The 12,477-nt window shown below is 68.8% G+C and carries 10 protein-coding genes; 7 read left to right on the forward strand and 3 right to left on the reverse strand.

Annotation, left to right across the window (positions count from 1 at the left end):
* The first annotated feature begins 1 nt into the window (after position 1).
* Complete coding sequence (locus JOF46_RS10705) at positions 2-880, forward strand: metal ABC transporter permease (protein WP_209907270.1); 879 nt, start codon at positions 2-4, stop codon at positions 878-880.
* 241 nt (positions 881-1,121) lie between these two features.
* On the forward strand, positions 1,122-1,625 hold the full coding sequence (locus tag JOF46_RS10710; protein ID WP_209907271.1) for a cupin domain-containing protein: 504 nt from the start codon (positions 1,122-1,124) through the stop codon (positions 1,623-1,625).
* 81 nt (positions 1,626-1,706) lie between these two features.
* Here JOF46_RS10710 and JOF46_RS10715 read toward each other — a convergent pair whose 3' ends face one another.
* Positions 1,707-2,144 (reverse strand): Fur family transcriptional regulator, encoded by a 438-nt coding sequence (locus JOF46_RS10715; protein WP_209907272.1) that lies wholly within the window; start codon positions 2,142-2,144, stop codon positions 1,707-1,709.
* A 226-nt stretch (positions 2,145-2,370) separates the two neighbouring features.
* Here JOF46_RS10715 and JOF46_RS10720 point away from each other — a divergent pair, with 226 nt between their 5' ends.
* A complete protein-coding gene (locus tag JOF46_RS10720; protein ID WP_209907273.1) occupies positions 2,371-3,051 on the forward strand; it encodes an MBL fold metallo-hydrolase in 681 nt (226 codons plus the stop codon).
* A 28-nt stretch (positions 3,052-3,079) separates the two neighbouring features.
* Here JOF46_RS10720 and JOF46_RS10725 read toward each other — a convergent pair whose 3' ends face one another.
* Positions 3,080-4,102, reverse strand: coding sequence for a PLP-dependent cysteine synthase family protein (locus JOF46_RS10725; protein WP_245348466.1), 1,023 nt, complete (start codon positions 4,100-4,102; stop codon positions 3,080-3,082).
* A 238-nt stretch (positions 4,103-4,340) separates the two neighbouring features.
* Here JOF46_RS10725 and JOF46_RS10730 point away from each other — a divergent pair, with 238 nt between their 5' ends.
* From JOF46_RS10730 to JOF46_RS10740, 3 genes are all read left to right on the forward strand, one after another.
* Positions 4,341-5,198, forward strand: a complete 858-nt coding sequence (locus JOF46_RS10730) for a sulfurtransferase (RefSeq protein ID WP_209907274.1) — start codon at positions 4,341-4,343, stop codon at positions 5,196-5,198.
* Between the two features lie 66 nt (positions 5,199-5,264).
* On the forward strand, positions 5,265-6,425 hold the full coding sequence (locus JOF46_RS10735) for an NAD(P)-dependent alcohol dehydrogenase (protein ID WP_209907275.1): 1,161 nt from the start codon (positions 5,265-5,267) through the stop codon (positions 6,423-6,425).
* Complete coding sequence (locus JOF46_RS10740) at positions 6,422-6,850, forward strand: HIT family protein (protein WP_209907276.1); 429 nt, start codon at positions 6,422-6,424, stop codon at positions 6,848-6,850. Before JOF46_RS10735 ends, JOF46_RS10740 begins: the two co-directional genes overlap by 4 nt.
* A 144-nt stretch (positions 6,851-6,994) precedes the next feature.
* Here JOF46_RS10740 and hrpA read toward each other — a convergent pair whose 3' ends face one another.
* Positions 6,995-11,005 carry an ATP-dependent RNA helicase HrpA gene (gene hrpA / locus JOF46_RS10745; protein WP_209907277.1) on the reverse strand — a complete coding sequence of 1,337 codons (4,011 nt, stop codon included), beginning with the start codon at positions 11,003-11,005 and terminating at the stop codon, positions 6,995-6,997.
* A 415-nt stretch (positions 11,006-11,420) separates the two neighbouring features.
* On the opposite strand from hrpA, the gene JOF46_RS10750 reads away from it, so the two are divergent.
* Positions 11,421-12,428 (forward strand): ABC transporter substrate-binding protein, encoded by a 1,008-nt coding sequence (locus tag JOF46_RS10750; RefSeq protein ID WP_209907278.1) that lies wholly within the window; start codon positions 11,421-11,423, stop codon positions 12,426-12,428.
* Positions 12,429-12,477 lie beyond the last annotated feature (49 nt).

Genomic DNA, 12,477 nt, shown 5'->3' on the forward strand with positions numbered 1-12,477 from the left:
CATGGACCTGACAGAGATCTGGAGCACCGTCTTCAGCTTCCAGGACTACGCGGAGATCCTGCCGCTGGTGTCCAATTCGCTGATAGCCGGGGCCCTGCTGGGGCTGGTCGGCGGGATGATCGGCATCTTCGTGATGCTCCGCGACATGGCCTTCGCCGTGCACGGCATCGCCGAGCTCTCCTTTGCCGGGGCCGCGTTCGCGCTGCTCATCGGCGCCAACGTGGTCGTCGGCTCCCTGGTCGGATCGGTGCTGGCCTCGCTGGTGCTGGGCCTGATGGGCGCCGCGGCCAAGGACCGCAACTCCATCATCGGGGTGCTGATGCCCTTCGGGCTGGGCCTGGGGATCTTGTTCCTGGCGCTCTACCAGGGCCGCAGCGCCAACAAGTTCGGCCTGCTCACCGGGCAGATCGTCGCGGTGGACACGGTCCAGCTGGGACTGCTGGCGGTGTGCTCCCTCATCGTGATGGTCGCGCTGTTGGCCATGTGGCGCCCGCTGACCTTCATTTCCGTGGACCCGGCCGTTGCGGCTGCCCGCGGCGTGCCCGCCGGCCGGCTCTCGGTGGCGTTCATGGTGGTGCTCGGGCTGGCCGTGGCGCTGTCCATCCAGGTGGTTGGCGCGCTGCTGGTCCTGGCCCTGCTGATCACCCCGGCCGCGGCGGCCATCCGGGTGACCTCCAACCCCGTGCTCACCGTCAGCCTCTCGGTGGCCTTCGCCATGACGTCGGTGGTGGGCGGCATCCTGCTGGCGCTGGCCGGGTCGCTGCCGATCAGTCCCTATGTCACCACGATCTCGTTCCTCATCTATGTGGTGTGCCGGCTCATCGCCTGGCGCCGGGACCGGGTGCGGCACTCCGAGAAGATGGCGGCCGTGGCCGCCTGAGGTTCACGCCGGTCCGCCGGGCCGCCGGGCCGCCGACCCGTCGAACCCCCAAGCGAAGGCGTGTGCCCGGTTCCCCGTTGCGGGGGCCAGGGCACACGCCTTCGCCGCATCCGGTGCCAGGGGCAACATGACCGCGGCCCGGGGGCGGGAAAGGTGTTGACTCCGCGGCCGCGGCACCCCAGTCTTGTCGTGGGATTCGGGCCCCGAATCCGGTGCCACATCAGTGAACGAGGCGAGTCCCGTGGACACGAACAAGGAACTTCAAGCCATCATCCGTCAGCCCGGGGAGGGGGAGCGGCGTTGGTTCTTCGGCGGCGGGGTGCACATCTGGAAGGCCACCGAGGCACAGACCGCCGGTGCCTTCCTGCTCTTTGAGGACCGGCTGGAGAAGGGCAAGGACACGCCCCTGCACACGCATCCGGAGTCGGACGAAACGATGATCGTGCTCAGCGGCGAGATCGTGATGCACCTGGCCGGCCGGGAATCGAGGATCGGTGCCGGCGGCCTGGTGATGGCGCCGCGGGGGATGCCCCATGCGTTCAAGGTGACAGAGGATGCAACGCGCGTGCTGTGCCTGCACACCCCTGGGGTCTGCCAGGCGTTCTACCTGGAGGCCAGCGTTCCGCTTCAGGACGGCGATCCGGGCACCGGAGAGGTCGATTTCGGCCGGGTGATGGAATCGGCACGGCGCAACGGGGGCATCGAGATCCTCGGTCCCTCGCCGTTTGCCGCCCCGGGGACCTGAGCGGGATCCGGGGTTCCGGGCTTGCGGGAACCTGCGCCAAGTCGGGAAGTCCCGGTGGCGCCGGGACAGCTGATTGCCGGGCTAGCTGGTCCCGGCGCCCTGGCTTGCCGAGCAGGCCGGGCAGAGCCCGTAGATCTCCACGGTGTGGGTGGGTTCGGTGAAGCCGTTTTCCTCGGCCACCCGGGCCGCCCACTTCTCCACCGCGGGTGCCTCGACCTCGACTGCCTTGCCGCAGGTCCGGCACACCAGGTGGTGGTGGTGGTGCTCGATGACGCATTGGCGGTACATCGCCTCGCCCTCGTTGTTGCGCAGCACATCCACCAACCCGTCCTCGGCCATGGAGAGCAGCAGCCGGTAGACAGTGGCCAGAGAGACCTTGTCGCCCTCGTCGAGCAGCCAGCGGTGCAGTTCCTGTGCCGTCACGAAGTCATCGACCTGGCCCAGGGCGGCATTCACTGCCAGACGCTGCTTGGTCACCCGCTGTTCGGTTCCTCGCCGCGTGGTCGCAGGATTCGTCATGTGTTTGAGCACTCCTTGAAAGTTCGGCACTGCGTCCGCACGGTGCGCACCTGGGGGCCGGCTGAAACACGGCGCCCGGGGAACGCCTCGATCGGACACCTTGAGTTTACCAGCGGACCCCCGCACAGGGCGGTTCCGCGCCCGGCACCGCGAGGCGGACGGGCGGGGGCCGGGCACGGGCCCGACCCCCTATGCAGCACCCGCGCCACCTGCCTAGGCTGGGGCCATGGAGATCACCAAGTTCAACCATTCATGCATCCGCGTGGGCTCCGGGGGCCGGTCGCTGGTCATCGACCCGGGAACGTTCTCGCCGGTGGAGCGGGCGCTCGAGGGGGCCGAGGCCATCCTGGCCACCCACGTGCACGCCGACCACCTGGACCTGGACGCCGTGGTGGCGGCCCTGGGGCGCGAGAAGAAGCTTGTCTTCCACGGACCGACGGCCCTTGCCGCGTCAGTGCTGGCCGCCGCCACCGAGGCTGGGGTCGCCGATGCCGCGGCGCGGATCCACGGCGTCGGTCCGGGCGAGGTCTTCGAGGCCGCGGGAATGGAAATCTCCACGCACGGCGGGATGCACGCGGTGATCCACCATTCGCTGCCGGTCGTGGCCAACATCGGCTACTTCGTGGACCGGACGCTGTACCACCCGGGCGACAGCTACCAGGTGCCCGAGGGGATCGAGGTGGCCACGCTGCTGGTTCCGGCCCATGCCCCGTGGGCGAAGATCGGGGAGACCATCGAGTTCCTGTCCATGGTGAACGCGGCGGAGAACTTCCCGATCCACGACGGGCTGCTCAACGCGCGTGGACTGTCCCTGGTGGACGGGCACCTGGGCCGGGTCGCCGCGGAGCACGGGTTGGGCTACAGCAGGATTCCCAACGAGACCCCGGTGGTGCTGGGGGAGCGCTGACCTGCGAAACCCCGGTGGTGCCGGGCGGCTACTCCCAGCGCCCGGTTTCCAGCAGGCGTTCGATCCGGCCCGCGTAGGGTTCCGGGTCCAGCCCGGCGGCCGCCAGCCAGCCGGCGTCGTAGTAGGAGGTCGCGTAGCGCTCCCCGTTGTCGCACAACAGCGAGACGACCGAGCCCTTCTCGCCCGCGGCGAGCATGTTCGCCACGACCTGCCAGGCCAGCCAGAGGTTGGTCCCGGTCGAGGGCCCGGCACACAGGTGCGCGAAGTCCTGCAGGTGGCGCATCGCCGCCACCGAGGCGGCATCGGGAACCGTGGCCATGAAGTCGATGACCCCCGGCACGAAGCTCGGTTCCGGGCGTGCCCGGCCGATGCCCTCGATGCGGCTGGCGGTGCCGGTGGCGGCCCCCGCGTCGCCCCCGGAAACCGCTGCCTGCCAGGCCGGCAGGAACGCCGAGCCCTCGGGATCCGCGACGGCCAGGCGGGTGGAATGGCGGTGGTAGCGGGCGTAGCGGCCGATGGTCGCCGAGGTGCCGCCGGTTCCGGCGCCCACCACGATCCAGGACGGCACCGGGTGCTCCTCCATGGCCAGCTGCTGGAAAATCGACTCGGCGATGTTGTTGTTCCCGCGCCAGTCCGTGGCCCGCTCGGCGTAGGTGAACTGGTCCATGTAGTGCCCATTCGTGGCAGCGGCAAGCCGCTCGGATTCCGCATACACGCTCGAGGGGTCATCGACCAGGTGGCAGGTGCCCCCGGTGGCCTCGATCAGCGCGATCTTCTCCGGGGAGGTCCCCGCGGCCATCACCGCGATGAACGGCAGGCCCAGGAGCTTGGCGTAGTACGCCTCGGATACCGCGGTGGAACCGGAGGAGGCCTCCACGATCGTGGTGCCCTCGGTGATCCACCCGTTGACCAGGCCGTAGAGGAACAGGGAACGCGCCAGCCGGTGCTTGAGGCTGCCGGTGCGGTGCGTCGACTCGTCCTTCAGGTACAGGTCGATGCCCCACGCGCGGGGCAGCTCGAGCTTGTGCAGGTGGGTGTCGGCCGAGCGCATCGACTCGGCATCGATGGTGCGCACCGCCGCATCGACCCACGCACGGGAGGAAGAGGGACGGGGCAGCGAAACCAGGGGTGTTGTATCCACCCGAGCAAGCCTACCGAACCGCAGTGCGGCGCGGCGCCCGACGCGCGGCCTGCGGCGGGAGGTGGACGGTGGGCGCGGGCGGGGAACTAGGCTGGATCACACAAGAGGCCCGCGGGCTGAGGTCGCAAGCGAAGGGACGCCGCCGCACATGGGCGAGGAACGAAAGACATTGATCGACGCGCGCGGGCTGGCCGCACTGCTGGAGTCCAGGCCGGACACCGTGCTGCTGGATGTGCGTTGGGCGCTGGGGGACGCGCACGGCCGGGACCACTACGAGGCCGGGCACATCCCCGGGGCGATCTTCGTCGACATGGAAACCGAGCTCTCGGCATCTGGGACCCCGCAGGCAGGCCGGCACCCGCTTCCCGAGGCGCACGACCTTGCCGCCTCCGCCCGCCGTTGGGGCATCAACGAGGACTCGACCGTGGTGCTCTACGACGGAACCGGCGGGTTGGCCGCGGCCCGCGGCTGGTGGCTGCTGCGCCACGCGGGGGCCGCCGACGTCCGGGTGCTGGACGGGGGAGTGCAGGGGTGGGAGGCCGCCGGGCACGTGCTGGAAACCGGGACCAACACCGCGGCCCCGGGCAACGTCCGCCTGGGCTGGGGGCACATGCCGGTGATCGACATCGATGCCGCCGCCGCGTTCCCGGGACACGGGATCCTGCTCGATTCCCGCGCCGCGGAGCGCTACCGGGGCGAGGTCGAGCCGATCGACCCGCGTGCCGGGCACATCCCCGGGGCGCGCAACCGCCCCACCACCGAGAACTTGGGCGCCGACGGGCACCTGCTGGCACCGGGCCCGCTGGCCGCTGCCCTGGCGGGGCTTGGCGTGCAGCCCGGTGCCGGGGCGCAGGAGGTCGCGGCATATTGCGGCTCGGGCGTCACCGCCGCACACCAGGTCCTCGCGCTGGAAACCATCGGGGTGCATGCCGCGCTGTACCCCGGGTCCTGGTCGCAATACAGTTCCGATGCCGCCCGACCCGCCGCCACCGGACCCACCCCGTGAGCAGCCGGATCCGGGCGTGAAGCGCGGCCGCTGGCCCCGGGCCCGGGGCAGAGGTAGGTTCGAAGCATGATTGGTCGACCGAAACCCCCGCCCCTTGACACCGCCGCAAGGTTGCACGAGCGCGAACGCACCCGGGGCCCGGCCGCGGCCATGGCCCCGGCGGCGGTGCCGGCGCTGGGCATCGCACGGGCCGGCGGGCCGGTGGTGCCACTGGTGATCCACCGCCGCGAACCCGGCCCGCGCGACGTGGTCATCGAGATCGAATTCTGCGGGCTGTGCCATTCCGACGTGCACACCGGGCGCGGGGAATGGGGCGCCAAGCGGCTGCCGCTGGTCCTCGGTCACGAAATGGTCGGCATCGTCTCGCAGGCCGGCGACGCGGTCACCGACCTGGTCATCGGCACCCGGGTGGGGGTCGGCTGCCTGGTGGATTCCTGCCGCGAATGCGGGGAATGCCGCGCGGGCCTGGAGCAGTTCTGCACCAAATCGGTGGCTACCTACGGCGGGCACGACGCCCGGACCGGCGAATACACCCAGGGCGGCTACTCCACGCGCATCGTGGTGGATGCCCGCTACGTGCTGCGGATCCCCGCCGCGCTGGATCCGGCCGCTGCCGCCCCGCTGCTGTGCGCCGGGATCACCACCTACTCGCCGCTGCGCCACCACGACGTGGGGCCCGGCAGCCGCGTGGGGGTCCTGGGCCTGGGCGGGCTGGGCCACATGGCCGTCAAGCTGGCCGTCGCGATGGGCGCCGAGGTCACCGTGCTGACCCGCGGGAACGCCAAGCACGACTCGGCCCTGGCCCTGGGCGCGCACACGGTCATCGACACGCTTGATGCGGCCGCGCTGCGGGGGAGCCGCGACACCCTGGACCTTCTCATCGACACGGTCTCGGCCCCGCACGACGTGGGCCCCTACCTCAAGGCCCTGCGCCGCGACGGCGCGTTGGTCCAGCTCTCGCTGCCCGACGGCCCGATGCCGGGGTTCGACACCCGGGAGCTGGTCCACAGGCGGCTGAGCTACACCGGGTCGTTGATAGGCTCGATCGCGCAGACCCAGGAAATGCTCGACTTCTGCGCCGAACACCAGGTGGCGTGCGAGATCGAGCTGACCGGGGCGAAGCACATCAACGAGGCGTGGGACCGGATGGTCGCCGCCGACGTGAAATACAGGTTTGTCCTGGATGCCGCCACCTTGCGCGGCGACGACCACATGGAGGGTGCATGAGCACGCTGTTTACCAAGATCATCGACGGCCAGATCCCCGGGCGCTTCATCTGGAAGGACGAGCACTGCGTCGCGTTCCTGACCATCGGCCCGATCACGCACGGGCACACCCTGGTGGTGCCGCGCGAAGAACTCGACAAGTGGACCGAGGCCCCGGCCGAATTGATGACACACCTGGTCGATGTTGCAGGCAAGATCGGCCGCGCCCAGGTCCGCGCGTTCGCCTCCGAGCGTGCAGGGCTGATGATTGCCGGGTTCGAGGTCCCGCACCTGCATGTGCACGTGTGGCCGACCAATTCGCTGGCCGACTTCGACCTGGCGCGGGCCGACACCAACCCGGATCCGGCCACGATGGACGCCAACGCCGCCAAGCTGCGGGCGGCCCTGCGCGAAGACGGCCACGGCGACCTGGTTCCCGAAGCCTGAGGCCCGAGGCCGAGGCCGAGGCCCGGGGCCCGATACCCGGTGCTGATTCCTGCGGCCGGTACCTGCAACGCAGGCGAGGCTGCCCGGTTCGACCACGTGGTCGAACCGGGCAGCCTTTGTCGTCCTCGGTTTGCCATCCAAGGGCTACCTGGCAGCGGCCAGCCCCTCGCGCATGGCCGCGCGGATCCGCTTGGCGGACACCGAGTAGGCGGTGCCCAGTTCCTGGGCGAAGAGCGAGACCCGGTATTCCTCGAGCATCCACTTCACCGCGGCCAGTTGCGCCGGGGTGCGGGCGCCGGGGACCAGCTGGCCCAGGGCCGCATCGTATTCGTCCTCCAGCGCCTGGATGTCCAGGGTCGCGGCGTTGTCGCGCGTCAGGTGCCCGGTGCCGAGCTTTTCCAACCGCTTCTCGATGGCGGAGATGTAGCGCGGCAGCTGGGCCAGCTGCGCGTAGCCGGTCTTGGCGACGAACCCCGGGTAGACCAGCTGCTCGAGCTGGGACTTCACGTCGTTCAAGGCGTTGACCAGCGCCAGCGAGGAGGCGGACTTGATGTCCTTGTTGATCCGCCGGGTCCCGGAAAGCACCTTCTCCACGATCGCGGTCACGGTGAAGACCGTGTCGATCAACTCCGCGCGCACCTTCTCGTACAGGGCGTCGAACGCCGCCTTGGTGAAGGGCAGCCCGGCCGGGACCAGCTTGTCCACCGCTGCCATGGTGCAGTCGCGGATCAAGGCCTCGACGCTGCCGTGCGGGTTCTGCGTGAAGACCAGCTTCTCGGTGTTGTTCAGGTGGTCAAGGACGTACCGGGAGGGCGAGGGGACCTTGAGCAGCAGCAGCCGGATGACTCCGGTGCGGTGGGCTGCCATTTGCTCGGCCGGGTTGCGGAAGACCGTCAGGCGCACGTCGCTGCCCGTGTCCAGCAGTGCCGGGTAGGCGGTGACCTGCTGCCCGGCGACCTCGGTGACGACCTTTTCGGTGATGGACCCGGCCAGGCCGAGCCCGGTGTCCCAGTCGGTCAGCCCGCTGCGTTCCCACACCGTGGTGGCCACGGCCGTTGCGCCGCCGGGCCGTGAGGCGGACTTCTGCCCGCGGCCCTTCAGGTTGTCTGCCGTGCCACGTGCCTGGGCCGATGCAGCGCCCGGGGCCCGGCCCGGTCCGTTGCCGGAGTCGGCAGCGGCGGGCAGCGCCGCGCCGGGCTTGATGCCCAGCGAGCGTGCCAGGGCCGAGCGGTTGGCCGCGGCCAGGGTCTGCTGCAGCACGGCCAGCTCCTGGGACTCGTCCAGGATCTTAGCCTCGGCGTCGATGACGGTGAAGGTGAAGCGCAGGTGCGGCGGAAGCGCGTCCCAGTTCCAGGACCCGGGCGGGATGACCACGCCCTTGAGCCGGCGCAGCGCCAGCTCCAGGGATGCGGCCAGGTCGTCGGTCTCCGGGTTGAAGTCGGCTTCCAGCGCGGCCACTGCGGTGCGGGCCACGTCGGGGGCGGGGACGAAGTTCTTCCGGATCGCCTTGGGCAGCGACTTGATCAGCGCGGTGACCAGCTCGACCCGCAGCCCCGGGATCAGCCAGCGGAAACGCACCGGGTCCAGCTGGTTCAAGAAGAGCACCGGGACGCGCACCGAGACGCCGTCGGACTCCCCGGCGCGGGCGGCCGGGTTGTACTCGTAGACCAAATCCAAATCCAGGGTGCCGTGACGCCAGGTGCGCGGATAGGCGTCGGTGTCCAGCTCGGTGGCATCGGCGGCCAGCATGTCCTCCGGGTTGAAGTCCAGCAGCGTCGGATCCTCGTGCCGGGCGGCCTTCCACCACCTGTCGAAGTGCCGCTCCGAGAGCACCTCGGGTCCCAGGCGCGCATCGTAGAAATCGAAGAGGTCCTCGTCGCTCACGCGCAAATCGCGGCGCCGCATCCGGGTCTCGAGCTCCTCGATGTCCTCGAGCACCCGGCGGTTGCGGGCGAAGAACTTGTGGTGGGTCTTCCAGTCGCCCTCCACCAGCGCATGGCGGATGAACAGCTCGCGGCAGAGCTCCGGATCAACGCGCGAGTACTGGATGCGGCGGCGCGGCACGATGGTCAGGCCGAAGAGCGTGAGCTTCTCGTAGCCCATGACCGCGCCGGAGTTCCGGGACCAGTGCGGCTCGGAGTAGCTGCGCTTGAGCAGTTCCCCGGCGACCTCCTCGACCCACTTGGGATCCAGGCGCGCCACGGTGCGGGCCCAGAGCCGGGAGGTCTCCACCAGCTCGGCGGCCATGACCCACTCGGTGTTCTTGCGCGAGAGGGCCGATCCGGGGAACACCGAGAAGCGGGTGCCGCGGGCGCCGACGTATTCGCGCTTGCGTTCGTCCCAGAAGCCCACATGGCCCAGCAGCCCGGACAGCAGTGAGATGTGGATGGCGTCCTCGTTGGCGGCGGCGTCCACCGGCTCCGGGGAGATGGTGATGCCCAGCGGCTTGGCGAGCTGGCGCAGCTGGGTGAACAGGTCCTGCCATTCGCGCACGCGCAGGTAGTTGATGTATTCGTTCTTGCACAGCCGGCGGAAGGCCGAGGAGGAGAGCTCCCTCTGCTTTTCCTGCAGGTAGCGCCAGAGGTTCAGCAGCGAGGAGAAATCCGACTTCGCGTCGGTGAAGCGCTTGTGCATCTCCGCGGCGCGTTCGCGCTTGCCGGTTTCCTCGCTGGGGCGCTCGCGCGGGTCCTGGATGGACAGGGCGGCGGCGAGCACCATGACCTCCTTGGCGCATCCCCGGTTTCCGGCCTCCACGATCATCCGGCCCAGGCGCACGTCGACCGGCAGCTGCGCCAGCGACTTGCCGATGGTGGTGATGGTGGCCTCGGTGCCGGTGTCCAGGGCGCCGAGCTCGCGCAGCAGCGCCACGCCGTCGTTGATCGACTTGGCATCGGGGGGCTGGACGAAGGGGAAGTCCGCGACGTCGCGCGCGGTGCGCACCACGCCCATCGAGCTCATCTGCAGGATCACCGCGGCTAGGTTGGTGCGCAGGATCTCCGGGTCGGTGAACTCGGGCCGGGTCTCGAAGTCCTCCTGCGAGTAGAGGCGGATGGCGATGCCGTCGGACACGCGCCCGCAACGGCCCGAGCGCTGGTTGGCGCTGGCCTGCGAGACCCGTTCGATGGGCAGGCGCTGGACCTTGGTGCGGTGGGAGTAGCGCGAGATGCGGGCGGTGCCGGTGTCGATGACGTACTTGATGCCCGGCACCGTCAGCGAGGTCTCCGCGACGTTGGTGGCCAGCACGATGCGCCGGTTGCGCCCCGGCTTGAACACCTGGTGCTGTTCGGCCAGCGAGAGCCGGGCGAACAGGGGCAGGATCTCGGTGCCGGCCAGGCGCTTGTTGGTCTGCACTCGGGCCCGCAGCACCTCGGCGGCGTCGCGGATCTCGCGCTCGCCGGGGAAGAAGATCAGGATGTCCCCGGGTGCCTCCTTGGCCAGTTCGTCCACGGCCTCGGCGATCGCGTCAAGCGGGTCGCGGTCCTCGACCTGGGCGTCGGGGTCCAACTCGTCCTCGTCCATCCCGTCGGCCGGGTTCAGCGGACGGTAGCGGGTTTCGACGGGGAAGGTGCGCCCGGAGACCTCGATGATGGGTGCCGGAACGGGCTCTTCGCCCTGGAGGTCGGGCGCGGCGAAGTGCTCGGCGAAGCGCTGCGGATCGATGGTGGCCGAGGTGATGACGATCTTCAGGTCGGGCCGCTTGGGCAGGATCCGGCGCAGGTAGCCCAGCAGGAAGTCGATGTTGAGGCTGCGTTCGTGGGCCTCGTCGATGATGATCGCGTTGTACTTCTTGAGCAGCTTGTCGCGCTGGATCTCGGCCAGCAGGATGCCGTCGGTCATCACCTTGACCTTGGTGGAGCGGGAAACCTCGCCGGTGAAGCGGACATGGAAGCCGACCTCGGCGCCGATGGTGGTGCCCAGTTCCTCGGCGATGCGTTCGGCCACGGTGCGGGCGGCCAGTCGGCGGGGCTGGGTGTGCCCGATCATGCCGCGTTCGCCCAGACCCAGCTCCAGGAGCATCTTGGGTAACTGCGTGGTTTTGCCGGAGCCGGTTTCGCCGGCGACGATGACCACCTGGTTGTCCTTGATGGCTTTCATGATGTCGTCGCGTCGGGCGGAAACGGGCAGGGCTTCGGGATAGGAAATCGTCAGGGCCATGATGACCCAAGTCTATGCCAGTGCCACCGGCGAATCCTCCTGCCGCAGCCCCGGTGTCTGCGGAGTGCGCGGGGTGCCGCAATTCCCGGGTCCGCGGGTCCGCTGCGGGGGCAGAAAGTGTCAAAACACGGCTTTGTCCACGGTACCGTCTGATTCTCAAGACGCAGGGATACCAATAGTCTTATTTTCGGCAATTTTCCATGAAAGATGCACGATGGCAAGATGAATGTCCGATGGTTTGTCTTGTATTTCATACCAGATGGAAGAAATGTGAGTAGGTTCACATGTAGTATCAAAGGAATTCATGAGGAGAACTTCCTGCCGATTGGCCGAGGTTGGGCTAATCCTGAAAACGCCCTTGTGCGGCCCTGACGGCGCACCGGGAATGACACTCGCACGTCGTGAAAGGAACACAATGAAATTCATCAAGTCCGTACAGATCGCAGCCGGGGTCGCTGCCACCGCATTGGTGCTCACCGCATGCGGCGGATCCACCACCCCCGAGGCCACCGGCTCTTCCGAAGCTGCCGGCCCGGTGACGATCGGCATTGCCCAGTATGTGTCCCACCCGTCGCTTGACGCCGTGGTCACAGGATTCAAGAAGGGCATGGCGGACGCCGGCTACACGGGCGACGACAAGGTCAAGTACGACTTCGCCAACGCCCAGGCCGACCAGGCCACCAACACCTCGATCGTGGGCAAATTCGCTTCCGACAAGGACATGGACCTGGTTCTGGCCATCGCCACCCCGACGGCCCAGGCCGCCGCCCAGTCGATCACCAAGATCCCCGTGCTCTTCTCCGCGGTCACCGACCCGATGGAAGCCAAGCTGGTCTCCAGCCTCGAGGCACCCGGCGCCAACGTCACCGGCACCTCGGACAAGAACCCGGTCAAGGAACAGCTCGAACTGCTCAAGAAGATCAAGCCCGACGCCAAGACCGTGGGAATCGTCTACTCCTCGGGCGAGGTCAACTCCGGCGTCCAGGTCCAGTGGGCCAAGGATGCCGCAGCCGAATTGGGCCTGACCATCGAGGAGAAGGCCATCTCGGCTTCCTCCGAGGTCCAGCAGGCAGCCTCGGGCCTGGACGTCGACGCGTTCTACGTCCCGACCGACAACGCCGTGGTTTCGGCGCTCGAAGGCCTGCTGCAGACCGCACAGGACAAGAAGATCCCGGTGATCTCCGCCGACGGCGAGTCCGTCAAGCGCGGCGCCACCGCCACCTACGGCCTGAACTACGAGAAGCTCGGAGAGCAGACCGCAGCCATGGCAGTGAAGCTGCTCAAGGGCGAGGCCAAGCCGGAAACCATGCCGGTTGAGACCATCACCAAGGTCGAGCTCTACCTGAACACCACCGCGGCGGAGAAGATCGGCCTGACCTTCCCGGCAGACATGCTCTCCGAAGCAGCGGAAACCTACAAGTAAACACGACCGCAACTCGGTCCAAACCCCGGTGGCCGGTCGGTCTACTCCG

This window comes from Paeniglutamicibacter psychrophenolicus (assembly GCF_017876575.1).
Taxonomy (GTDB): domain Bacteria; phylum Actinomycetota; class Actinomycetes; order Actinomycetales; family Micrococcaceae; genus Paeniglutamicibacter; species Paeniglutamicibacter psychrophenolicus.

Coding starts and splice junctions, on each gene's coding strand:
- JOF46_RS10715 (WP_209907272.1), bottom strand. CDS start 2,144: ATGACGAATCCTGCGACCACGCGGCGAGGAACCGAACAGCGGGTGACC.
- JOF46_RS10750 (WP_209907278.1), top strand. CDS start 11,421: ATGAAATTCATCAAGTCCGTACAGATCGCAGCCGGGGTCGCTGCCACC.
- JOF46_RS10725 (WP_245348466.1), bottom strand. CDS start 4,102: ATGCGCTCGGCCGACACCCACCTGCACAAGCTCGAGCTGCCCCGCGCG.
- hrpA (WP_209907277.1), bottom strand. CDS start 11,005: ATGGCCCTGACGATTTCCTATCCCGAAGCCCTGCCCGTTTCCGCCCGA.
- JOF46_RS10720 (WP_209907273.1), top strand. CDS start 2,371: ATGGAGATCACCAAGTTCAACCATTCATGCATCCGCGTGGGCTCCGGG.
- JOF46_RS10705 (WP_209907270.1), top strand. CDS start 2: ATGGACCTGACAGAGATCTGGAGCACCGTCTTCAGCTTCCAGGACTAC.
- JOF46_RS10735 (WP_209907275.1), top strand. CDS start 5,265: ATGATTGGTCGACCGAAACCCCCGCCCCTTGACACCGCCGCAAGGTTG.
- JOF46_RS10730 (WP_209907274.1), top strand. CDS start 4,341: ATGGGCGAGGAACGAAAGACATTGATCGACGCGCGCGGGCTGGCCGCA.
- JOF46_RS10740 (WP_209907276.1), top strand. CDS start 6,422: ATGAGCACGCTGTTTACCAAGATCATCGACGGCCAGATCCCCGGGCGC.